Source organism: Polynucleobacter sp. JS-Safj-400b-B2, from assembly GCF_018881975.1.
In the GTDB taxonomy this organism is placed as follows: domain Bacteria; phylum Pseudomonadota; class Gammaproteobacteria; order Burkholderiales; family Burkholderiaceae; genus Polynucleobacter.
The window spans coordinates 155,561-177,160 of sequence record NZ_JACVPJ010000004.1; the positions used below are offsets into that span (position 1 = coordinate 155,561).

The 21,600-nt window shown below is 42.9% G+C and carries 23 protein-coding genes; 13 read left to right on the forward strand and 10 right to left on the reverse strand.

All coding sequences use genetic code 11. The annotated features are described in order from the left end of the window. Positions 1-303: 303 nt before the first annotated feature. The 4 genes from ICN48_RS06365 to ICN48_RS06380 are packed head-to-tail and all read left to right on the forward strand — an operon-like array spanning position 304 to position 5,139. Entirely contained in the window at positions 304-1,239 is a 936-nt protein-coding gene (locus tag ICN48_RS06365; protein ID WP_216152860.1) for a site-specific integrase, read from the forward strand. Then, positions 1,232-2,734 (forward strand): site-specific integrase, encoded by a 1,503-nt coding sequence (locus tag ICN48_RS06370; protein WP_304609753.1) that lies wholly within the window; start codon positions 1,232-1,234, stop codon positions 2,732-2,734. Before ICN48_RS06365 ends, ICN48_RS06370 begins: the two co-directional genes overlap by 8 nt. After that, complete coding sequence (locus ICN48_RS06375) at positions 2,721-4,736, forward strand: integrase (RefSeq protein WP_216152862.1); 2,016 nt, start codon at positions 2,721-2,723, stop codon at positions 4,734-4,736. Before ICN48_RS06370 ends, ICN48_RS06375 begins: the two co-directional genes overlap by 14 nt. Then, positions 4,720-5,139 (forward strand): hypothetical protein, encoded by a 420-nt coding sequence (locus ICN48_RS06380; protein ID WP_216152863.1) that lies wholly within the window; start codon positions 4,720-4,722, stop codon positions 5,137-5,139. Before ICN48_RS06375 ends, ICN48_RS06380 begins: the two co-directional genes overlap by 17 nt. Before the next feature lie 221 nt (positions 5,140-5,360). Here ICN48_RS06380 and ICN48_RS06385 read toward each other — a convergent pair whose 3' ends face one another. Next, positions 5,361-5,510: a hypothetical protein gene (locus ICN48_RS06385; protein ID WP_216152864.1), complete on the reverse strand. Its 150-nt coding sequence runs from the start codon at positions 5,508-5,510 to the stop codon at positions 5,361-5,363. Positions 5,511-5,714: 204 nt separating this feature from the next. Between ICN48_RS06385 and ICN48_RS06390 the strand changes: the two genes are divergently transcribed. From ICN48_RS06390 to ICN48_RS06400, 3 genes are all read left to right on the forward strand, one after another. Then, a complete protein-coding gene (locus ICN48_RS06390; protein ID WP_216152865.1) occupies positions 5,715-5,948 on the forward strand; it encodes an AlpA family transcriptional regulator in 234 nt (77 codons plus the stop codon). A 127-nt stretch (positions 5,949-6,075) separates the two neighbouring features. Then, positions 6,076-7,083, forward strand: a complete 1,008-nt coding sequence (locus ICN48_RS06395; protein WP_216152866.1) for a hypothetical protein — start codon at positions 6,076-6,078, stop codon at positions 7,081-7,083. A gap of 366 nt (positions 7,084-7,449) precedes the next feature. Beyond that, positions 7,450-7,884: a hypothetical protein gene (locus ICN48_RS06400; protein WP_216152867.1), complete on the forward strand. Its 435-nt coding sequence runs from the start codon at positions 7,450-7,452 to the stop codon at positions 7,882-7,884. Here ICN48_RS06400 and ICN48_RS06405 read toward each other — a convergent pair. The 3 genes from ICN48_RS06405 to ICN48_RS06415 are packed head-to-tail and all read right to left on the reverse strand — an operon-like array spanning position 7,853 to position 8,767. Then, positions 7,853-8,086: a hypothetical protein gene (locus ICN48_RS06405; protein WP_216152868.1), complete on the reverse strand. Its 234-nt coding sequence runs from the start codon at positions 8,084-8,086 to the stop codon at positions 7,853-7,855. The two genes, ICN48_RS06400 and ICN48_RS06405, sit on opposite strands and share 32 nt — an antisense overlap. Positions 8,087-8,141: 55 nt before the next feature. Beyond that, entirely contained in the window at positions 8,142-8,519 is a 378-nt protein-coding gene (locus tag ICN48_RS06410; protein ID WP_216152869.1) for a type II toxin-antitoxin system death-on-curing family toxin, read from the reverse strand. Next, a complete protein-coding gene (locus tag ICN48_RS06415) occupies positions 8,519-8,767 on the reverse strand; it encodes a type II toxin-antitoxin system Phd/YefM family antitoxin (protein WP_216152870.1) in 249 nt (82 codons plus the stop codon). Before ICN48_RS06415 ends, ICN48_RS06410 begins: the two co-directional genes overlap by 1 nt. A gap of 212 nt (positions 8,768-8,979) precedes the next feature. On the opposite strand from ICN48_RS06415, the gene ICN48_RS06420 reads away from it, so the two are divergent. Then, positions 8,980-9,504 carry a hypothetical protein gene (locus ICN48_RS06420; protein ID WP_216152871.1) on the forward strand — a complete coding sequence of 175 codons (525 nt, stop codon included), beginning with the start codon at positions 8,980-8,982 and terminating at the stop codon, positions 9,502-9,504. Here the strand turns inward: ICN48_RS06420 and ICN48_RS06425 are convergent. Then, positions 9,485-9,991, reverse strand: a complete 507-nt coding sequence (locus ICN48_RS06425) for a hypothetical protein (RefSeq protein WP_216152872.1) — start codon at positions 9,989-9,991, stop codon at positions 9,485-9,487. The genes ICN48_RS06420 and ICN48_RS06425 overlap by 20 nt on opposite strands. Before the next feature lie 181 nt (positions 9,992-10,172). Here ICN48_RS06425 and ICN48_RS06430 point away from each other — a divergent pair, with 181 nt between their 5' ends. Together ICN48_RS06430 and ICN48_RS06435 are read left to right on the forward strand one after the other, a co-directional pair. After that, the gene (locus ICN48_RS06430) at positions 10,173-10,904 is read left to right on the forward strand and encodes a GIY-YIG nuclease family protein (RefSeq protein WP_216152873.1); all 732 of its coding nucleotides are present in this window, start codon (positions 10,173-10,175) and stop codon (positions 10,902-10,904) included. Between the two features lie 276 nt (positions 10,905-11,180). Continuing rightward, on the forward strand, positions 11,181-12,422 hold the full coding sequence (locus ICN48_RS06435; protein ID WP_216152874.1) for a hypothetical protein: 1,242 nt from the start codon (positions 11,181-11,183) through the stop codon (positions 12,420-12,422). A 435-nt stretch (positions 12,423-12,857) separates the two neighbouring features. Here the strand turns inward: ICN48_RS06435 and ICN48_RS06440 are convergent, their stop codons facing one another. Together ICN48_RS06440 and ICN48_RS06445 are read right to left on the reverse strand one after the other, a co-directional pair. Continuing rightward, positions 12,858-14,867: an ATP-binding protein gene (locus tag ICN48_RS06440; protein ID WP_216152875.1), complete on the reverse strand. Its 2,010-nt coding sequence runs from the start codon at positions 14,865-14,867 to the stop codon at positions 12,858-12,860. Then, positions 14,857-16,173 (reverse strand): SIR2 family protein, encoded by a 1,317-nt coding sequence (locus ICN48_RS06445; protein ID WP_216152876.1) that lies wholly within the window; start codon positions 16,171-16,173, stop codon positions 14,857-14,859. Before ICN48_RS06445 ends, ICN48_RS06440 begins: the two co-directional genes overlap by 11 nt. 770 nt (positions 16,174-16,943) lie before the next feature. Here ICN48_RS06445 and ICN48_RS06450 point away from each other — a divergent pair. The 3 genes from ICN48_RS06450 to ICN48_RS06460 all read left to right on the forward strand — a co-directional run bounded on the left by ICN48_RS06450 (position 16,944) and on the right by ICN48_RS06460 (position 19,297). Continuing rightward, on the forward strand, positions 16,944-17,942 hold the full coding sequence (locus tag ICN48_RS06450; RefSeq protein ID WP_216152877.1) for a toprim domain-containing protein: 999 nt from the start codon (positions 16,944-16,946) through the stop codon (positions 17,940-17,942). Positions 17,943-18,046: 104 nt separating this feature from the next. Continuing rightward, on the forward strand, positions 18,047-18,586 hold the full coding sequence (locus tag ICN48_RS06455; protein ID WP_216152878.1) for a hypothetical protein: 540 nt from the start codon (positions 18,047-18,049) through the stop codon (positions 18,584-18,586). 51 nt (positions 18,587-18,637) lie between these two features. Continuing rightward, positions 18,638-19,297 (forward strand): hypothetical protein, encoded by a 660-nt coding sequence (locus ICN48_RS06460; protein ID WP_216152879.1) that lies wholly within the window; start codon positions 18,638-18,640, stop codon positions 19,295-19,297. Between the two features lie 74 nt (positions 19,298-19,371). Here the strand turns inward: ICN48_RS06460 and ICN48_RS06465 are convergent, their stop codons facing one another. From ICN48_RS06465 to ICN48_RS06475, 3 genes are read right to left on the reverse strand one after another with little or no spacing between them, the layout of a single operon-like run. Next, entirely contained in the window at positions 19,372-20,007 is a 636-nt protein-coding gene (locus ICN48_RS06465; protein ID WP_216152880.1) for a FlhC family transcriptional regulator, read from the reverse strand. A gap of 1 nt (position 20,008) precedes the next feature. Continuing rightward, the gene (locus tag ICN48_RS06470) at positions 20,009-20,326 is read right to left on the reverse strand and encodes a hypothetical protein (protein ID WP_216152881.1); all 318 of its coding nucleotides are present in this window, start codon (positions 20,324-20,326) and stop codon (positions 20,009-20,011) included. 31 nt (positions 20,327-20,357) lie between these two features. Continuing rightward, positions 20,358-21,362 carry a hypothetical protein gene (locus ICN48_RS06475; RefSeq protein WP_216152882.1) on the reverse strand — a complete coding sequence of 335 codons (1,005 nt, stop codon included), beginning with the start codon at positions 21,360-21,362 and terminating at the stop codon, positions 20,358-20,360. Between the last annotated feature and the right edge of the window lie 238 nt (positions 21,363-21,600).

Sequence of the window (21,600 nt, forward strand, 5' to 3'; positions counted from 1 at the left end):
TAAATAAAGATGAAATATTCCATCAGGGCTGTGACATTTAAAAGCGGAGAGAGGTTTGTAAACCTATTTGCTCCGGATGGCAGTCCAATGTATTGGCCAACTGTTTGGTCTCTGTCAACCTACAGGGGTAGGAATAAATCAGTTAATACTATTGAGTCGGTCTTAAGGGCAGTTAAGGCGCTTTATGAGTTTTTGGATGGCGCTGGAGTGGAATTAGAATCTCGATTGCGCACGGGAAGATTGCTCTCTTTGGGCGAACTGGAAGGCTTGGTTCAGGCCTTAAGAGTATCCAATAAATCGCCTTTGGGTCAAAACAAGGTAATTGATCTAAATATAAGCAAGTCCAAGATTGCAACCGCAACAACCATTGGTTCAGGCTTGTTTTCTGCCAGATTGATTTATGTGCGCGAATATTTGGTTTTTAGGTGCCAGGAAACCATCCTCAAGTTATCCAATGACAACCCATCCAGAGCTTCATTGGAGGGGGAATTAAAAATTGCTGAGCAGTTTCTAAAAGCAAGAGCCCCAAAGAAATCTACCCCATTAAGCGAGAGAGAGGGGTTGGCGCCAGAGCGGTTGAAGCGTTTGGCTGCAGTCGTGGACCATGAGTCCTCGGAAAATCCCTTCAAGTCTGAGGCGGTACGATTTAGAAATCAGCTAATCATTCAAAGCTTTATTGAGACAGGGGTTCGCAGAGGGGAGTTGCTAAACATAAAGATTGAAGACATAAATTTTCGAGCGCAAACGCTAAAGATTATTAGGCGGCCAAATGATCCCGGAGATAGCCGAAAATTTCAGCCGTTAGTGAAAACTCGTGGCCGTGAAATCCCAATTTCACCAAATTTGTGTGAAAAATTAAGACTCTATATATTTAGATTTCGAGGAAATGGAGTTTACGCAAAAAAGCATGGGTACTTATTTGTTTCCGATAGAGGAGGGCAACCACTTTCGTTGAAATCGCTGAATGTAATTTTTGACAAGATTAGGGCGGCGGCTCCAGATCTCCAAAAGAATATTCATCCCCATATTCTAAGGCACACATGGAATGATGCTTTTTCGGAGGCGATGGACAGGCAAAAAATTTCGCCTGAAATGGAGGAAAAATTAAGGGCAGAGCTTATGGGCTGGTCGCCAACATCATCAATGCCAAGCTGCTATACGAAAAGGCATATTCGGGAGAGGGCCATAGATGTCTTGAAAAAGCAGCAGGAGAAGATTTTGAGGGGAAAAAATGCCTAAGTTTTTAATAAAAAATGAAAGTAGTATTTATGATTTACCAGCACAAATAGCAACAAAAGTCGGATATTTGGTCGAGCCATCGCTGAATACATGGCATATCGCCGAGGGGTCTACAAAAGTAATTTTGAAATTTGAAAATTTCAACTTATCAGCATCGGTGCTTTATGGTTTTAAATCGACATTGATATGGTATTTGGAGAATGAATCCTTGGTGCACACTAGAAATTTGTACCAGCGATTCTTATCCTTTGCTAGATACCTTGACAGATTAATTGATGGGGTAAGTTCAGAAGATATTTTGAATTACAGGGCAAGCCTAGGCGAGAGGAATCAGTGGAAGTTGGGTTCAATTTCTGGATTTCTTAAAAGATGGCACGCTATGATGCTTCCCGGTATAGATGAGAATGTCGTAAACCTACTAAGCGAGTTGCGAATTAAGGGAAATGTAAAAGGGGAGGCGATATTAACAATGGACCCCGAGAGGGGGCCATTTACTGAGTTGGAGATTCAGGCCATACATCACTCTTTATCCGATAGGTATAAAAGTGGAGGGATAACGTGTTCTGACTATTGTCTGGCTTGGTTATTTATTTCTATTGGCATGCGTCCAACCCAATATGCTGATATGAAGATCATTGATATTTTGGCCTCAAACGAACAAGATGGGTCGGAGATATTAATTGCCAGGGTGCCTGAAGCAAAGAAAAGGGTGCTCCGAAGGGAGTTATTTCTCGAGAGAAAGATTTCAGGGTTAATGGGCCATATTTTTTCAGTTAAAGAATTGCTTGGGGAGAAAATCGAGGATATCAATGAGGCGCCCCTATTTCCAGATTTAAGCACTAAGAAAAACTCAAAAGGGTTTAAATATCACGCCAGCCCTCAGAAAATTGGCAGAACGATAAAGAGAGTAATCAATTCATTGCGGATTATTTCTGAGCGTACTGGTAAAGAGTTGTTTGTTAATGCAACGCGTTTTCGCAGAACATTAGGAACAAGAGCGGCGGAAGAGGGTCTTCCGCCGCTCTTAATTGCTGAGATTCTAGGGCATAAGGATACTCAAAATGTTGGCGTGTACATAGAGGCTACCCCAGCAATTATTAAGCGAATTGATAATGCCGTAGCAATGAAATTAGCACCTATGGCGCAAGCTTTTAAAGGCATTTTAATAAGCTCGGGGTCGGATGCTGTGCGGGGTGATGATAAATCAAGTCGTATTTGCAGCCCTCAGCAAGTTGGTGATTTCAGGCCTGTGGGTAGCTGCGGTTTATTTGGGTTTTGTGGCTCATTTGCACCAATCGCTTGCTACACCTGCCAAAATTTCCAGCCCTGGGTTGATGCCCCACATGAAAAAGTGTTGGAGTATTTAATTTCTGAACGAGAGCGTTTGCTTGGAAGTTCCGATGCTAGGATTGCTGCAATTAATGATCAAACCATTCTTGCTGTCGCCCAAGTTGTGACTATGTGCAAAAAACAGCTGGCGCATGAAAATGGCTAATGTTATTCAATTTGTACCAAAATCGTCCAAAACGGCGGAAGAAAATCTCAATGAATTTATCCGGTTATGCAAAGAGGATTTAACGGTATTTGGATCCACGCTTAATTTTGACTCTAATGAGTGGGATGTTACGGATTACATTCATTTAAAAGGCAAAAGAAATCTAACTAAAACTATCGCTTTTGGATTTTACGAAAGTGGATCGCGGAGTACATTAATCCCATTGGATGAAAATGTATTATTGCTGGCAAAGGCATATGTGCGCTATATGTATGCATTTAGGCCAATTATGTCAAATGGAGCCCGAGTGGTGCCCTTTAAGGCGCTGGGTTATGCGTTAAATGGTCAGCCTATTGCATTGCTTAATCCTGATAAATTTAACAGGGCGGCGCAGTGGGTGGTGCAAAATTATTCAGAGTCTGCCGCATATAGAATGGGTGCGCAGCTTGAGTGTCTCCATAAATTTCTTGTTAAAAAAAGGTTGTTGGCAAATCCCTTTAAATGGGTCAATCCAATCAAAAGACCATCTGATACGCAAAGAGTCGGTAAGGAGGCGGACGATCGAAGGCTTGCTAAGATGCCGAGTCAGGCAGCCTTGGATGCCATCCCAAAAATCTTCCGAATGGCTACATCTCCAAGGGATGCATTGATCTCCTCGGTCGTTGCAATTTTATGTGCCGCACCAGAGCGGATATCTGAGTTACTGGAGCTGCCGGTAGATTGTGAGGTAATCCAGAAAAACCCCGATGGTTCAATTCACTATGGGCTTAGATGGTGGCCCGCTAAAGGGGCTGCGCCACAAATTAAATGGGTCGTACCAACGATGGTGGAGGTAGTGCAGGAGGCGATTAAAAGAATTAGAAAAATTACAGACTCAGCAAGAGAGGTCGCAATTTGGTATGAGCAAAATCCAGGCATGATTTTTTTAGGCAACGATTGCGAGCGCTTTAGAGGTAGGCAAACCTTAAAAAATTCTGAGGTTGCGACAATTTTGGGGGTTAGCTTTAATTCAAGCGGCATAAGCAATTTTTTGGAAATTGATCCCCCGGCGATCAAATATGACGGTAAATTTCGCCGAGCCAGTCATGGTGAATATGAGTTCGTTAAGATTGAAGAGGCCGTGTTAAAAAAATTACCAATTGGATTTCCATATCTAGATAAAGAAAAAAGATTTAAATACAGCAATAGTTTGTTTTTGGTGAGAAAAAATGAGTTGGACGCTGCGAAAGGCGCATATAAGTGTTTAATCCATCCGCTAAATTCAAACATGATTAATGAATCACTTGGCTCTAGGGTGGAGTTCAATTTTGACTCAATATTTACATCAAATAATTTTTACGAATTAGATGGCTCGCCCATAAGGGTTTCAACCCATCAATTTCGCCATTATTTAAATACATTGGCCCAGGCCGGTGGAATGAGTCAGTTAGATATTGCCAAGTGGTCGGGTCGTAAAGATGTGAGGCAAAACGCAGCTTACGATCATGTGTCATCCAAAGAAATGGTGCAAATAATCAGAGGTGCAATAGGGGATCAGGTTAAAGCTCATGGGCCGTTGGCCCATCTTCAAGGAAAATCTTTAATTCCGCGTGATGAATTTGCTCGCTTGGTTATACCGACCGCCCACGTCACCGATCTAGGCTTTTGTATTCATGATTACACGATGGCGCCGTGTGAAATCCATAGGGACTGTATCAACTGCCAGGAAATGGTCTGCGTTAAGGGGGACAGGGTTGCAGAAAGAAATATTAAGGCAGCCCTAGACGAGTCTTTAAGACTTCTTAAGGATGCTGACTTAGCAGCGTCTGAAGGGGCTTATGGAGCGGGGAGGTGGCTGGAGCACCACCGGGGTAATCATGAGCGATTATTGCAGTTAGATGAAATATTGAGCAATTCTTTAGTTCCAGAGGGCACCGTTATTCAATTGGCAAAATCCAAAAGAGCTATCGAAGCAGAAAGGAAAAAATTGATCAATGGGGGTGGTAATGACAATAAAAATTAGCCATCGATCAAAGAATATTGACGATGTGATCGGTGAAAAGATTTTGACAATTCTCGATGGGTGGGCTGGAAAATTAACTTGGGATTTATTAATTTCTGCAATCGAGAAGCGAACCCTTCAAAGGTATACGCGCCAGGCTTTGTACGCCCACAGGCGAATTAGGGCTGCCTATGAAATTGCAAAAGCTAGGTTGCCGCTCAAGGTGGCTGGGAATAAAAAGCTATATAGCTTTGAGGAAGTCATTGAAAGCGAAAGAAACCAACTTTTGAAGGCTGAGAATGTCAGGCTAAAATCTGAGATTCAGGAATGGCAGGAAAGATATAACCGATGGGTTTATAACGCCTATATAAAAGGAGTATCCGAGGATCTGCTTGATGCGCCCCTGTCGAAAATACGGGAGTAAAAGATGAAAATCAAAAGCTACTGGAACAGTTCAGTCGTTGGGCTTATAACTCACAGGTAAAAAATATCAGCATTGATGGCTTAAATAGGCCGCTACCCAATATTTATATGGTGTAGTTGGGGGGGGCTTGGCAATCCACGCCGCATATAGATCTTATGTATTGGATCTAATTCGTCTCAGGCGAGGGGTTGATCTACTTGAATTTAGCCAATCTTCAAAATCTAATCGGAGCCAACGTTTTGTCTTTTGGGATATGTAGATCCTTGGCTTGGGAAGTCCATTCGCTTTGTGAGGACGTTTACAACATAAGCCCTTGATAGGCCAAGAATATCTGCAATTTCACTTACATCTATGTATTCAGGCTCAGTCATCGAATCTTTAGTTTATATGCCTCGGTTGATTGGGGTCATATATTAAGTTTCTGAGCTGATTAGGATGTTGATATTTTTCTGACCCCAATGATTTTCCTAAATGTTTTGGTTTTTTAATGTAAGAACTAACCCCACTTGATCGGGTGTTAGTTCATTAACTATGATGGACTTTCCTTTAATTGATAATTTGGAGGGTGGTTAAGTATGCAAAATACTCTTAGTCAAAGTGATTCAGCCCAAGGGGTAAGGCTGATACGCCTTAAATCCGTTATAGAGATGCTTGGTATTTCAAAGACCTATTTCTACATGAAATTTGCTCGAGATCCTCAATTCCCGGCAGCGGTTAAATTAAGCGGTGATTCGAAGATGGTTCGATGGGTTGAGCATGAGGTTGCGGAATATATCGCCAACCTAGGACGGTGGGATCGTTTAACGTAATTTGAATGATCTGAATGTGCGGCCGTGAGGTTGCACATTCAAGGGTAATCCCACGTTTGGTCATTAAACCGCACGATTGACGATTTCATTAGGCAGTTATTTCATATCAACTTAAAAAAGGACATCAATGAGCTGGCTTAAAGGGCTTCTTCATCCATCAAAGAAACTTACAAGAATTCAATTTTACAAAAATATTCTTTTATATATTGCCTCAACCACTATTGCTTACTTTTTAATTGCATTCGTTTTGTCGTTGATATATTCCTTTGATCAATTTAACGAATATGCAATCATTAGAATACTGCCTGATTCGACAAATATTCCATTGACCATGGATGTGATTCTGAAATATTTTTTGACATTTGTTTTTTCATTAATTTTTTCGACTAGTCAGGTGATGCGCTTAAATGATGCTGGCTACGACGGGAGAATTGCATGGATACCAGCCATAGTTTTATACGCATTTACAATTCAAAAAATATGTAATGTTGATGCTAGCGACTTCATAACAATTACTATCTCCATATTTGTACTTGCGGCTTCAATAGCTTTGAGTGTTTGGATAAGCTATGTTTGTTTTTTCATGGCCTCTAGAGTGCAAAAAAAATCAATATTCGATGTATTGCTAACTTTCTTGGGCGATCTCTGGGTATATTTGAAAAGACTGAATCAACCCCTTCAGTGCGCCTCAGCAAACCTCTTGTTTTGGTTTGCCTTGTATGCGCTCCAATATGTGTATCGCTACTTTGCAGGGCATCCTTTGGCTAAATTTGAAATTATTTCAATTCAAGAGCTTTACCTACCTCTTTCCTTGGGTTTGTCCGGCCTAGCTGTATATCTAATTTTTATATTTCTAGCACGAATTTCCCCATCAGATGCTCACCTCAATAATTTGTATTATATTGAGAGCGAGTTAATCAATATCGTAATGTCGATTGGGGGAGTAGCATTTATTATCTACTTATCGCAGGCGGCTCCCTTTGCGTTAACACTCAAAGACTTCTGGCGGGCTGTGGATTTCAGTTTTTCATATTACCTTGGGGTAGCTATTGCCTGCTATTTCTTGGCATCTGCATTTATGCTACGGCCAAAAATGAAGACATATCAGAAGAAGGCAAATGGCTATGGAGAATGAAAGAACAAAAGCGCCAATTGCGTATATAAAATAATTTAACTTGTTTGAAAATCGATTAATCACTATCAATCTCCTTGTGAATTTATATTGGGGGAATAATTTATGCAATGTACCCGGTTGCCTGACGGCATTAATAGTCCATTCAATTTCCCATTGACGTTTTGGGGATTGAAATTTATGCATCCGAATATCATCGCAATGTTTGCTTCGGATGCAAGAAAGAATTGTGGGAATTTTGATATAGCATTCGATTTATTGATGTGAGGGATTATTAAATTTAAGTTAGCGCGAGATGCCACCGTTTTCTTCAGCACCCCTTTCTTTGGCGTCCATTTGCCTGTCATTAACCAGTAGATCTTGATAAACATGAAAATATCCATCAAACAGCAAAAAACCTATTCACGCGAACTAGATGAGCAAGCGTTTTCCGTAGTGCGCCTTCGCAATGAGCATATCCCCAGATTGGGCGGAACGGGCTGTTGGGTAAAGATCTGCAACGCAAAGGGTAAGGCGATTTATCGAATGGCCAAAGGTGCCGGTGCTATCGATATACCAGTTGATGCTTTGGAACTCGACTACGAAGGTTTTAGGGCGTTGAATTCTTGGAGCAAAGAAAAGCCTGTAGATGGGCTTTACCCATGCATCTTGTTCATCACCAAAGCAAATCGTTTAGAGGCTTTGAAGGCGCACTGGTTTCATCCCAATCTGGCTTATAGCGTTCCGATGAGATTGGGATATATTGGACTTGGACTAGGTTTAATTGGATTTGTTATGAGTGCGGTGAGTTTGGTTCGGGGGTAATTTTAGTATTAACTTGTTGACGCTGCCTAATAAGCTCGGCGGCAGGAGTGCGAACAATCTTGCCATCAATCACGCTCACTATGGCAGTATTGGTTTGAATGGCTAAATCAATGGCTGCTTGCCCAGCGCGCTGCATAGCATTGTAGGACCCTACGATATCAGGATCGCTCGAATTGCGAATGTCTTTAATTGGGGCGCTCATTTTGATCTCTGAACATTTTTCAAGGCTTAAAGTTTTTGTATGTCTTTTGATGGGCTCAGCTACAGGATTGTCTTAATAGATCAGCTAGGGCCTCATCAGAAAGACTGCCTTCAACAGTTTGCACGATCCATTTACCCAAATCAGTATTTTCAAACTGAGGCGATAACTCATGCACACATAAAATCAAATGAACCGCAGCAGCGGCAGTTCTTTTGTTTGCATCATTAAAGCAGTGACCTTTGGCGATAAATACTCCAGCACAAGCTGCATACTGAAAGACGTCGGTAATGAACCCGTAATCAAGTCTGTTTTGCAGGCGAGCGAGTACCCCGGCTAGGGATTTATCTGCTGCCAGGCCTTGTAGCTCATGAGATCCAATGATTGCATCATGCATCTCAATGACATCGGATTCATTAAGAGTAAAAAATTGCATTACTTGTCCTTAAGATACTCAAGAACGTGAGAAATCTTGGGCAGGTCATTTTTAATGTAATTGCGTAGCTTTTCTTTGCCGAGTGGGGTGGTCGTAATATCAGCAACGGCACCAACAGGAACAAGGTAGGCAACTGCTTCATTGCGGTTCAGGATGGCGACAGGCTCGTTACCAGCTTTTGCGAGCACCTTTCCAGGCTCTCGGAATTCGGTAAGGGAGGCGGTATTGCGGGTAAGCAGATGTTCCATGTGAGCTCCTAATATGTATCTTAATATACATTATAACATACATTATATAGCCTGACTAGCTGCAATCTATAAAATGAGAGATTGGGAGTTGGGAGGGTAAGTTTGTCATAAATTACTTGATTATCTAAACCCATATTTGAAGTTTTGTTAGCTTGTCATAAGGAATAATCAATGAACAGGGATTTAATAACTTAACTTACATGGTCAAATATATGACATTACTCCAGCCATGGTTTCATGGAACCTTTACAGCAAATATTCAGCAACTAAGACCATTGAGTCATGTTGGAAGTCGTGCGGCAGCATTGCATGCTCTTGCGCGAAAGCATTTGCGCTACGAAAAAATCGACCCAATATTGCATGAGGTTTCCATTCAATTACAACCTTCAGAGATTTTGCAAGCCACGGATTGGTACAGCCCAACCCCCATGGGTCTTTTACGACACCTTATTGAGAAAAATGTACGCCCGGATTTAAGTGGGTATTTTGACGCTTTATATGACAAGATTAAGAAGATGAAGTCATCCAAGCTAGAATGGAAATTAATTGGCAATATTGAAGTGGCTAAGCTTTTAATGGATTATGGCATCAAAGCAATAAGCTATGAAAATGAACTAGAGGGTGGTGTTAAAGAAAATTCCATTTGTATTGTTGATGTCAATACCGCAATGCTTTCAAGCCCAATTGAAATTTCTAAACACGAGTGGGAAAGGGCGGTTAAAAGTTTGAAGGCCTAGGCCTGAACACTCCTTTGTATTCTTGGATTTTGATTGGGCTGCCGTCGTGAATCAACTCCACCTCATTACTTAAGACAAGCTCAATCGGGCGCTTTACGTTGGAATCCAGCAGGTTTTGCAGCGATGTTCGACTGGCGATGGAATTGGTGATCATAATAATTTTCATGGAAAAAGCCATCTTACAAAGAATTTTTAGTAATTTGTCGTCCAATACTTCATCCCTGAATATCAAGATGTCTGGACCAAATCTGAGAAGGTTCAGCACCGCAAAGTAGGGTGACGAAAAATAGCGCGGATCATCGTTCGCCACAAAAAATTGATCCCTCTCAAACTGCTGAATTAATGAAGGTGTAATGTTGTCCAAGAAGTCTTTGGATGCATCAAGATTATCGCTAGAAATTACAACTAAGCCATCGCATGCATTTATGATTTCTTGGATATGTCGACATATTTTATTATCTGGCAACGTGGCAGCCTGTAATCTCATTGATATCTCCAGTAGGGTTTCCAAGAGGCTACATGGCGGGGGATATTTCGCGCAATCAAATACTCACAAATTATGAATTAACTTATAGATCGCGAATGTTCATGGGGGTGGTAGGTCGCTTGCGGTACAAGTCGTTGAAAAAGTGAAAGAGCAATAAACAGAGCTTAATCTACCAAACCAAATGAATGCGCATTCAATTAGTCGACCTACTGAATGGGTAACAGTTATTAAAAGTAAAAAAATCTCACTACAGTCCGCCATAGATACCGGTCAGATTCTTTCGAGGCGCCAGCTGCTTGAGAGGGTGGCTTCTGAGGGGCTGGAGGTTACTCGTAATGGTTCCAATTATCTTGGTCTGCGAGATTCTGATGGGCATCGGTTTCGAGTTCGCTTTGCATTTGCCGATGATGCGGGGCTACAGAATTCAGCGTCACAACCAAATTCTGGTTTTGAGCTAATTCCCAATGTTAGTGAAGCTAGGAGGTATTGGATTTATGCGCTGATGGCATACAGTAATGATGGTTTGCGCAAGGCATGCTATATCGGTCAAACGGTTAATCTCAAAAGGCGTTTTCGTGAGCATCTGAGAAGGCGTCATCAATCGGGCCGATCTTCATTTGCTCTCTTTGAATGGGCTACTCACGAAGGGGTTGAGGTTTTTGCAACTATTCTTACCGAAATTGTTGTTAGTCAAAGTCAAGCATTGCAATATGAAGGATATTGGGTAAAGTTGGCTCTAGAGGCAGGATTTGTTACGCCAGATATCGACCTCTGGGGATGTCTTCCTCGGCCTAGTAGGTTATCTGGCCAGCCAGACTCTTGGCCCAATTTGGAAATAAGCGCTACATCGTTGCCACTTCATGAGTGTGTGGAGGAAGGCCTTTCACCCCCGATCTGGAAAACTATGTTGTGACAGGCAAATGGGGTGGGGTCGTGAAAGAGCCGCCTTGATTAATGTGTTTAATAGTTTTCGCTTTAAGGGATCTATTTTGCGAATGATGGCATCGAAAGTTTTACCACTGCATCGGCAAAAAAATATAAAAACACAATAAATGCTGGTACATAAATTATTATTTGAAAGATTATCCAGGCAATATCTTCAATCTTGCTCCAACCAATTTTTTTCATCACTTGCCCTGCCTTCTTCTGCTAAGTTCATGATGAAAAGGTTAAAGTAAGGCTCAATACTATGACTAATCAAAGATTGCTAAAAAATAACATTTTTTCAAATAATAAATACATAAAAAGAGCGAGAATGCCTCAAGTTTTTTACCCTCGAAACAAGCGAGTCAATGATAAGTCTGGCGATCACTGGTTTGGCTTGAATAAATACAACTCACTTCTTGAGGCGGGTATAAAAACTTTTACAATTTCATCCGCCTTAGGTGTCATGATTACCCACTCTTATTTGCGGGATATTGGATTTGGCCACCTCTTTCCGATTGCTCTTGGTTCGACGGGCACAGTTTTTGCGATTCTTTTCTCAATGGGTTTGCTGGGAACCGGGTTTTTCTTAATGCTGTATCTTGGTCCCGCATTTGTATACGGCATTAAGAATTCATTTGAAACCCTTGAATCAAGCCCCTTGCTCGGGCAAAAGTCCGTTGTGTTTTCGGTGGCGATATTTCAATTTTTGAGTATGGGCATCTACCAATTTTGTTCGACTAAATCCAGTTCTCCGCTGTTATTGCTAGGTGTGTCGATTTTTTGCAGCATAGCTACAGCCCTGTATTTTTTGCTAAGACAGGGGCTAAAACGGGAAGTCATTCTCGGCGTTATATTTGCGATTGCCATCTTAATTTTGACAATGTTAATTAGCGTGCTCCCCTGGTCGCTGATAGAGGTTTTTATTGCATCAACCCCTCTCTTAGGTGGCGTGGAAGTCATTCCTGTTTTTGGGTTTGATTCTAGGGATATGAATAAATATGGTCAGATAGCTTTTATGTTCTTGTGGTGCACGGTATTTAATGCGATTGCTTATAGCATTGTTGGGGACGGTAAGCCAACCGATAGTCTGGCAAAAAAATATGCCAAGGTGCGCTCCTCGCTGCTCGTAACGGCGTTAACTTTTTTGATGTTTATTGTTTTGATAGCCTCAACCTTTTTCAAAAATAGAGCCATTCAAATTGCGGGGCTGTCGGATGGCCCTGGTGAAACCATGGCTATAAAAATGAATAAAGCTCAATACGAAGAAATATATAACCCTGATGCGAAGTTAAATTTACCAAAACCTCGGCTTGGAAGTAATTATTTATGTGTTTACAGGGCCTTTATTATGGAAAAAAAGACGGTTTTATGCCCCAAAGGCGTAAGTTCTCCGAATAACTTGGAGTGCGCAATTTTTTCTGACGATCAGTTTTCCCATATAAAAAGTGGTGATAAAAAATGTCAGCTTACCCCAGGCTTGGCTCAAGCTATTCCAGTGCGTTAGACATGAGTGCTTGGATATTGTTAGTGCCTGATTGGTTCCGAGCAACTCTATCAATGCTCCAGTTAAGCCCTTTGTCTATTCTGTTTGAGGCTCACGTTTATCTTGACTGGGTGCTTAACCCATTCTTTTAGCTGCTAAAAGGCCATGACGCAGGGCCCTAATTATTCTGGAGAAGCAAGAGTCAAGTGCCGGGAATTTTTGAGTACATGTAGTCCAAATCCGCATGAATTACTGAAAGACCAAGATGAAGCATCGCATACGAGTATGAGTCATGGGTCGCCCATGCGATTTTGATCCCCACCTAAAATCACGAAGGGAAATAAGAGCATCCCCAACTTCCAAATTTTTTATGCTAATCCTGCACTTCTTTGAGCTTAACACTTCAGCTATTTTATTGAGCTTCGCTGGTTTAAGTTGGCTTGCATCGCATGATAGTCATGCTTGACTCGGAACCTGCAAATCCGGCTCCTTATCTGCTGGTCGGAACCACAACTCACGAATTGCCGCGTCGTCGCTCTTTGGCCTTGGTTTCACGTCTCGAACTTTAAACGTCGTCGGAAGATTGACTGCATTCCCAAAGATCAGAGCATGCTGTTTTGGCAAAGATGGCAAGCGTTTCATAACGCTATCGGAGACAAACGGCGTCATCTGCCGAATATGTTGAAGGTCGTCAGGGTTCTGGATCCGGTGCACTACAAAATTTGAGCACTGCGACAGAACCGTCTTAGATAACTCGCTTGGTCGTTGCGATGCAACCATGAGAAAGAGGCCATACTTCCGTCCCTCTTTGGCAATGCGTTGAAAAATGCGACTCGCGTCAATCGCATGGCCAGACGGGCGCTCTGCGACATAACGATGAGCCTCCTCGAGAACGAGGTTAACTGGAGTTCTGTTCCTTGGCTCCGCACGGCGCAGTCGGTCGAAGAGCAGTCTTGCAATAACAGCCGAGGCTAGCTCGACAACTTCATCGCTTGCTTCATTCATATCGAGCACAATGACTTGGGCGGACTTCTCGAACTTGCCATCCTTACGAGAGAGGCCGATGCAGCTCTCAACGAATTGCGCTACGTCTTGCTCGTGCTCCTTAAGCTGTTCGGGCGGCACCCTTAAAAAGGCGAATTCATCACGTTCGCGAATCCACTTAAAACGCGTGATCATTTGTGAGCAGTAATCTCGAATTTGCATGTTCCCATGCGCCTCCTCATAAAGAAGCGCCAGATCAAAAGCTTGTTCTAGATTATCAAAGTGAAAACTTTTGTTCGAGTAATTCGGAATCTTGACATCATCATCCAATTGCTCCATTAGTTTTTCTATCAACTGGCTAAGCTGTTTCATTTCTCCATAGCTGATAGACGCGAGGGGCCCTAGCTCCTCTAATGTTAATGTAGCCGTCTGAAAAGTTAAAAGTAAAGCCTTTACTCGATCACCTTTTGCTGCAGAGCTTTCATCCGAATTCAGCACATAAAGAAGGCATTTAGCCAAGATATGGTTCTTGAGTTTCTCAAGTGCCTTTTGGTCGCCGCCTGCGGGCGAGAACAAAGTTGCCAACCCAAGGGCAGATCGAAGGACTGGCTGTTGTGTCCGCTCGCTGGCACGCAGTAGAAGCTCCCACTCCTCAACGGTCATAAACCAGTGAGGAAGTCGGAATACTGCGGTAGTCTCGGCCGCATCTGCCGGCGCGGTAGGTGGGGTAGCTGGATCAGCTTCCAGCTTCAGATATCGTCGCCGCACAGAGTGAGGCAGTTCGCTAAAGGCCAGACGGTATTCTCCGTTGACATCAAGGAGAAGGAAAGTGGCGCCTCGCGCGAAGAATTCATCCTTCTTCTCGAATAACGACTGCAGTAAGGTGGCCACTGTACATGACTTACCGCTGCCCGTATTGCCAAGAACTGCCGAGTGGCCGCCAAAAAACTCATCAACCCTGACTTTGACGGCATAGTTTTGGAAGACAACTGAGGTCCCGATCGACAATGCGTTGTAGCGGGTTGCTAAGTTATCGCCTGTTGGCGGTGGAACGATCTCGGTCGAATTTTGAACTTCAAAGATCCTATCAAGCTCCTCATCCAAGACATAGAGGGCATCGGCGTAGAGGGACGGAAACGCTGAAACGCCGAACCTGAAAGCGCCATCGCGTCGCTGAGGAAGCATGCCTACCGGAACTAGATCCAGATACTTTGCTGAACTCGCTTTATCTAATTCTGTCGCTTCGCCGCGCTCACTGCGAAATGAAAGAGAGTCCTTCTCCCGCAAGCCGACAACCTCCGCAACGACATACTCCGATTGTGCTGGCATCACGACAAAGGACCCAAGTCGCGCGACATAGTGAACATCATCAAAACCTACGACTGTGAAGTTAGCGGACCCGCCATGTAGCTCCACTACTAGGCGATCGGCAGCCACCGACACTACCTTGCCGATTGCTCGGCGTCGGTCATCAGTCGTCATGGTCACTTCTTTCCTTGGTCGCCGCTTTGACACTCTCTGTGACCAGTTCTTGTAGCACTTTCTTCACAGCGGTATCAACCTTGTCTCCAGGCGATTCAGGCATAAACTTCTCAACGAATGTGTCGAAGAAGTGCGCTTTCGTCTCTGGATTCGGGCCAGATCCTCCTATTATCCAGATCCGAGGATCGCTAAGCGAGCGGAGCTTCTGCGCTACTCCAGTAGCGTCTGGAGGGAGGAATGCCACCAAGCGAAATGTCGGGATAGTGAGTGCTTGAAAGATCATATTGTTGACGTGCTCATCATTGAAGCTGTATCCAAGGGCAAAAAGAACGCTCTGATCGCGCACGATTCGCCCTTGAAATTCCCTGAATAGATCGGCGTATGGCGACCCAAAGCTCGCATTCTGCTTCATAGGGGTCGGATAGATCATGACACGGCTTCCTTTTGTTGCGGCAGCCAAGTGAACCTCTCGTATCGGAAATAGGCTTCCTCCTTCTTCGATCCAGTTGATAGAGCCATGCAGCTTGCAAAGATAGACAAAGCTGTCAACAGTAGCCCATTTACGACTCGTGACATCAAGTTGCTCAGCCAATGCGTACCGATAGGTCGTCGGATTGAACCTGCGCTCGACGGTGCCGGAGAAGCCATTGCAGTACGGCATCCCGAGCCTGTCTAGCGCGATTTCGTTGATTAGGTCGTAATTCGTAGTGAATATCCATGGCCGCGGAAGTGTCCTGTCTCTGTAGATCAACTTTCGATAGAAAGCCTGATACAAGCCCACAATTGCATTATCTCCTTTGGAGAAGGGCGCTTCGGAGCACTTCTGAGTTACGAACGCGGTCACTTTCTCCACCAGCGAATCTACCGCGGCTGCTCCCTTTGCCATCTCCTTGTTGGAGCTGCGTTTAAGTATGAACTGGAAGCTGTGTAACGCCTCCATAAGGCGTTCGAGATTCCCCGAAAATTCCTCAGCATTGAGATCAAGACCGAGATTTTCCGCTAAACTCTTTCGCTCCTCTGCACTGGGAAATCTATTGTCGTCAAAGCCCGGTTTGGCTTCTAAGAATTCCTTGGCAAGGGGTGCCATAGTATCGATTCCCCGCTGCATGCCGTCAACAACCAGTGAAGAACATCCAGACCCAAACAAAAAACCTAGATTCTTGGCGTTCAGCGCATCATGAAGGTTTTCGCGTACACGCAGCGCACCTTTCTCCCAGTCAAAATCATCGCCCCCCTTCGGGGCGATAATATCTTCACCGCCCTTGAAGAATGAAAAGCGTGCTCCAGCTGTGTCTGTATCCGGCATAAGCCCTCCGCGGAATATTTTATTGGGGTAAGTTAGAGATTTACGGAATTCTGTCGAGTTTACAAGAACATGCATTGCCAGCAGGTTCGGTTCTCTGGAGAGCGGCACATAAAGAACTAACTGCGAATCTAATCTATGGTCTATCTCAACACCCTTAAGGCTCGAAGATGGCTGTAGGCTGACAATCCCCAGCGGGATTGCAGGGCTAAGTACCAATAGAGATGAAAATCATGGTGAATGCCCTGTTATCAAATCATTGATGACTTAATTTCTCAGCACAGAAACATATTAAATTTAGCGCAGGCGCCACTTACAGTTGGTCCAGCAAATTCCATAGCCATAAAAAACTCAAAAAATTCCCATTACTTAAAAGACTCTGGGTTTAGAAAAAAATAACAATGGTGCATAAGCCCAAATTATTTGGCATGAATGTTTTGCGAGGGATCGACATCCATTAAAAAGTGTAAATAAATAAGCGTTAAGCGACCTAAAACTAGGTTTAATTTACACAATGCAATCTCTAGTCTGACCATTAACTGGGTGAAGCTTAAGTGGCATTTGGTTCTATGGCTATTAACAATTATTTAATAGCCCATAACCGTTTTAGGAAGTCATGAAAAAATATGATCGACTAGTTTTATTTGTCGATTGATTTGATAAGAGCCCCTTCGGGGGCTTTTTTAATGGGTTTGTAAATTCATTAAAAAAGCCTCATGACTCATTCAGGCTTTGCTCTTTTTATTTGGCCCAATAGTGGCAAGGAGAGCAATATGTTTGATTTAACTTCAATTGATTGGGAATCGACTTTGCCGCGTTTTGGCATTGATCGTCAATTTCTATCAAAAAAACATGGCCCATGCCCAACATGTGGTGGCACCGATAGATTTAGGTTTGATAATAAAGGCGGTAAGGGCACGTTTTTTTGTTCTTTTTGCGGGGCTGGAAATGGTCTAACACTAATTTCAAAATACACCGGATGCACTATAGCCGAAGCTGTCAAAAAATTAAATGGAGCGCAGTTAATAACACCACATAAGCGTCAAGCCTTTGCAAAAAAAGAGGCTGCTGCGAATGATGTTAATAAATTAAGGAAGGCTCTGCAAAATCTGTGGGTCGGCTCTAAATCAATCGCCAATGGCGATCCTGTTGCAAGATACATTAACTATCGTGTGCCAGGGTTTAAATTGGAATGGCTGTCTTCAGAGGTTCGCTTTCATCCGGGAATTGAGTATTACGAAGAAGGGGTTGGTAAAAAAGGTAAGTGGCCAGCAATGCTCGCAAGAGCCAAGTCATCGTCTGGCGAACCAATCACATTACATCGCACCTACTTAACTGCTGATGGATTTAAGGCTCCATTTGCAAATGTGAAAAAGCAAATGAAGGGGAAGAGGATGCTTTCTGGCGATGCAATTCGCCTAAACAATACTCAATCCACTAAGTTAGCTGTTTGCGAAGGCATTGAAACTGGTTTGGCAATAATGGCGGCCTCAAATAACAAGATTGCTGTATGGGTCTTTTTAAATGCCGGAAATTTGGCGAAAGCTGATATTCCCAATGGCATGTTTGATGAGGTAATTATTTATGCAGACCGCGATCCGGTTGACGTGAAAACTGGTTGGAGACCTGGGGAGCATTATGCCCAGCAACTACTAAAAAAGCTTAAGTCTAACGATCAAAAAGCGCGAATTAAAGTCCCAGATGAGGAGGGCGTAGATTTTTGCGACATTTGGTCACGAATCACCAGGACTAAAGATCTATCTAAAATGTAATGGAAGGCCCTACGGGGCTTTCTTATTGACCTCAAGAAGGGGTTAATAAGAAAGTCTACCGTTACCTTTTTAATCGCCTTAATTTAGGCATAGAAAGGAATGCAATGGAAATAAAGCAAATAGAACTATTGGCAGAACAAGCGCTAGACGCTGCCTGCAAGAGTATCCAAGAGTCTTTAAGTATTAGAACTGGCGATCTTGCTGGAAGGTATTTTTCTGGTGATGAGGTTAAAGCAGTCTTTATTGACTACATCACCCAAGAGGTGTCTGAGGGCGCAACATTAAAGTCCGATGGTGAAATCGTTAAATTTGGATCCCAAGAAGAGCGCCAAACAGCGATGCAGATCATTGAAGCCATGGTTGATGGTGAAATTATCACGGTCTTCTATAGCGGCGCAGGGGATGATGGTGGAATTCAAGAGGTTGATTCCAGCATTAGTGGTAATGGGGGTGGTGAATTATTCGATCGAATTCGCGACTTTAGTGAGGGATTAATTTCTGACCTTTACGGCGCATATTACGATGGAGAGCCCGGTGGCGGCGGTACGGCTGAATTTGACCGGGATAAGCGCGCAATCACCGTTCGGCATTACTACAACGAAACAAATGAGGTGAATGAAGCGCCTCAAATTTTTACAATCTAAATGATTGCTCTGAGCGCAATTGGCCCAGAGCAATCTCAAAAAGGAAAGCATATGTATATTTTTGATAATGGCTATGGTACGTTTATTGGTTTAAGAATAGTCAGTAAATATGAAGTATTTGGAGTGTGTGGTAGCCAAATTAACCGAGAAGACAAGCCTCTAGTGGAGTTTTATGAGCTAGCTGCTCGTAGCGACAATAATCCAGTCTATATATCTGGGCGGCTTATTTCGAGGGTGCCTCTATCCCAATTAGATCGAGCTGTTGCTCTATCAAGGAATGGCGGCCTATATGTTGTTTATGGTGAATTCGATATTGCGCAAGAATCTTTGGAAAAAGCCGTTGAGTATGTTTATGAAGCAATTTTAGACCCGGAGTCCATTCGATCTGATTATGTTTCAACTTGCCTGGCAAGAGCGGAGCAGTTAAAATTCGATCCGTGCGATTTGATTTTATTTGTTCAAAAGTTGCTAAGAGAAAAAGAACAAAACCAAGCCTTAAGCATGGATTCTGGACAAGACGGGTCAGATTACACGTTAAGACCTTCTGAGAGCTCGGCTTGGATTACGGTTGACGGCTTCTCTGTCTATGTGAAGCGTGAGGATGATGGTGTTTTAGTTGATATCTTTGGGAAGGCGCGGGAAGGTGAAAATCCCATTGCCTCTACAAGAGCCCATAAAATCGACTTAACTGTCAATGCGGTTGAAGAGTAATTAGCGATAATAATTAAAGCCCAAAGACTGGACAGTTCGTCCTTTCGATGGGCTTTAGTTGTTTGTAGGGTTGGCTATTGCTGTCGATAGGCTTCAGCATCTTCGCATGATGGGCATTTGTAATTGAGGGACGCCTTGGAGACAATGTGCTTAACTCCGCACTTACGACATGATTTAAAGACCATCACATCAACCTCTCTTTCATCATCTTTGTTTATGATCTTTTTGCCGGACTTGGTCTTGTTGGTTTCCGCACCAAAAACAGATTTGCTAACTTGACGAACATGAATTTCACCCTTAGCCCCCAATCGTTCCGAATCTCTCTTCATGCGAATGAGTAGGTGAGCTCTTTCAGGGGTTAAGTCGGTTTGCTTTTGGCAGATATCATCATAATAGAGGCTGTAAGCACGCAAAAACCCGCGTACAGGATCATAGTTAAACTTCATTACGTCATCATAGATCTGCAAAAACATCGAGGAGTGAATGCGCCGTGAGTCGGTCTGCAAGTACCATGATTCGGATTCTGGAGTCTTACCGCTTGCGCTTTTGGTTCCAAACTTGTCACGATAAATGTTTCGGGCATCGGTTGCAGATAAACCCAGTACTTTTGAGATTGTTACGGCTCTTGCGCCGCAATCCAAAAGCTGAGGGGCTAGGGCTATACGCTCTTTGCGAGAGATGGCGTTACGCCGTATTGGAGTAAATTCCATATTACCCCCTTACCTGGATTGAGGTTAGCAGTGCATTGATTGCCTCGTCGCTTGCAACTCCGCTCACCATCATTTTTTCTATCACGGATTTATTTTTGATTCGGCACTCCCAAATTGGGAAGTTGAGTGCAGCCAGCTTATTGCGCTCAAAGCGCTTTGCATTGCAAATAGCATCAATAATCCCGGGAGGAATGCCATAAATGAGGCCGTTAACTGACTTGCCTGTTTCAATTATGGTGTCAATTACAGCTTCATTTGAGCGTCTAATTGTATCCAAAACATGCTGGGGAGTGCTAACAATCGTACGATTTGATTCCATATGCTTTTCCTTTCGTTATTTGGAGCTTTGATTAGGTTGCAAGTTGAGACGCTAAGGCTGATAATTTCTTTCTAAGCCCCTGAAGAATCGCTTTGCTTTCTGGTGCTGAAGCCGATATTTGAGTGATTAACGCAGATGGATACTTGGCGATGATGATATCAATATCGGCCACAATTTTTTCCACACTCTCTAAGGAAACTTTTTTTGCTTCAAATTCGCTTCTGATGTCATTTAATCGCTTTGATTCATGTTGAATTTCGGCGAGGATTCTTTCTTTCTCAGATGATTTCTCCGTTATCTCATCCTCGATTGAGTTAACTGCATCTTCTAGTGTTTTATATCGCTTTGGCAAGACCTCTTTAGTTACTTCAATCTCAACAATTCTTGGCGGTTTTTTGGTTTCATCAATCAAATCCGATTGGATTAGCTTATTTTCTTTTTCAAGCTCCAGTACTCGATCTGATGCGTTTCGAGAATTAACTCGTAATTGAGCTGTTTCGGATTCAACCTCCTTGAGTTGCCGCTCCAATTCAATAATTCTTGATTCTGACTCAATATTTTCTCGCTCATAATCAGATAACTTCTCTGCATTTACGCGGTTTTCCTTGATTGAGTCGAGCACCTTGTCTATTGTTGAGTTTGAAAGAGTGCCATTAATAGCTAAATTTTTCAACTCTTCGATAATTTCAGGATCTGTATCTTGGCCAAGTAATGCTAGCTTGGCGATTGGAAATTCGCGAAATTTTTTAAATTCAGGGGCTGAAAGATTTTCAAAATGAAGCCTATAGTTTGCGGCAGCTGTTTGAAGTTTTCGTACATTTCGACTGGAGAATCCACAATGTGTTGTAACTATTTCCAAGAAATTATCAGGCACATGGCTTTCCAGCTCATTAAGCTTTAACCCGATGTCTATCATGGTGCGAGACGCCTGGTCTCGTAATGTATTAATTCCGTTTATTAACATCAGCACGACCGTTCGGTCATCGCTAGTAAGTTTTGATAGGGATTGATATTGCGCGATTTGATTTTCGCTCATGAGCTTGTCCTTAATTAAGTTGTACTACAGGTCTAATGCAATAAAAATAATTGCACTATTAGGTTCTCATGAGTAAATGCGATGTCAACTTCCGAAAACTGTAAAAATAATTACAGTATTTGACTAGCAATTAGACTACCCCGATGGCGGGCTCCTAACTTGGCGATTTTGTTTCACCTACTTTTATCTAATTACTTCTTCCCTTGCAACGTAAACATAACCTTTTAATGGGTTGATT

Coding starts and splice junctions, on each gene's coding strand:
- ICN48_RS06420 (WP_216152871.1), top strand. CDS start 8,980: ATGACATTACTCCAGCCATGGTTTCATGGAACCTTTACAGCAAATATT.
- ICN48_RS06375 (WP_216152862.1), top strand. CDS start 2,721: ATGAAAATGGCTAATGTTATTCAATTTGTACCAAAATCGTCCAAAACG.
- ICN48_RS06370 (WP_304609753.1), top strand. CDS start 1,232: ATGCCTAAGTTTTTAATAAAAAATGAAAGTAGTATTTATGATTTACCA.
- ICN48_RS06400 (WP_216152867.1), top strand. CDS start 7,450: ATGAAAATATCCATCAAACAGCAAAAAACCTATTCACGCGAACTAGAT.
- ICN48_RS06430 (WP_216152873.1), top strand. CDS start 10,173: ATGAATGCGCATTCAATTAGTCGACCTACTGAATGGGTAACAGTTATT.
- ICN48_RS06445 (WP_216152876.1), bottom strand. CDS start 16,173: ATGCCGGATACAGACACAGCTGGAGCACGCTTTTCATTCTTCAAGGGC.
- ICN48_RS06385 (WP_216152864.1), bottom strand. CDS start 5,510: ATGACTGAGCCTGAATACATAGATGTAAGTGAAATTGCAGATATTCTT.
- ICN48_RS06475 (WP_216152882.1), bottom strand. CDS start 21,362: ATGAGCGAAAATCAAATCGCGCAATATCAATCCCTATCAAAACTTACT.
- ICN48_RS06455 (WP_216152878.1), top strand. CDS start 18,047: ATGGAAATAAAGCAAATAGAACTATTGGCAGAACAAGCGCTAGACGCT.
- ICN48_RS06470 (WP_216152881.1), bottom strand. CDS start 20,326: ATGGAATCAAATCGTACGATTGTTAGCACTCCCCAGCATGTTTTGGAT.
- ICN48_RS06425 (WP_216152872.1), bottom strand. CDS start 9,991: ATGAGATTACAGGCTGCCACGTTGCCAGATAATAAAATATGTCGACAT.
- ICN48_RS06415 (WP_216152870.1), bottom strand. CDS start 8,767: ATGGAACATCTGCTTACCCGCAATACCGCCTCCCTTACCGAATTCCGA.
- ICN48_RS06395 (WP_216152866.1), top strand. CDS start 6,076: ATGAGCTGGCTTAAAGGGCTTCTTCATCCATCAAAGAAACTTACAAGA.
- ICN48_RS06405 (WP_216152868.1), bottom strand. CDS start 8,086: ATGAGCGCCCCAATTAAAGACATTCGCAATTCGAGCGATCCTGATATC.
- ICN48_RS06440 (WP_216152875.1), bottom strand. CDS start 14,867: ATGACGACTGATGACCGACGCCGAGCAATCGGCAAGGTAGTGTCGGTG.
- ICN48_RS06390 (WP_216152865.1), top strand. CDS start 5,715: ATGCAAAATACTCTTAGTCAAAGTGATTCAGCCCAAGGGGTAAGGCTG.
- ICN48_RS06450 (WP_216152877.1), top strand. CDS start 16,944: ATGTTTGATTTAACTTCAATTGATTGGGAATCGACTTTGCCGCGTTTT.
- ICN48_RS06410 (WP_216152869.1), bottom strand. CDS start 8,519: ATGCAATTTTTTACTCTTAATGAATCCGATGTCATTGAGATGCATGAT.
- ICN48_RS06465 (WP_216152880.1), bottom strand. CDS start 20,007: ATGGAATTTACTCCAATACGGCGTAACGCCATCTCTCGCAAAGAGCGT.
- ICN48_RS06435 (WP_216152874.1), top strand. CDS start 11,181: ATGACTAATCAAAGATTGCTAAAAAATAACATTTTTTCAAATAATAAA.
- ICN48_RS06460 (WP_216152879.1), top strand. CDS start 18,638: ATGTATATTTTTGATAATGGCTATGGTACGTTTATTGGTTTAAGAATA.
- ICN48_RS06380 (WP_216152863.1), top strand. CDS start 4,720: ATGACAATAAAAATTAGCCATCGATCAAAGAATATTGACGATGTGATC.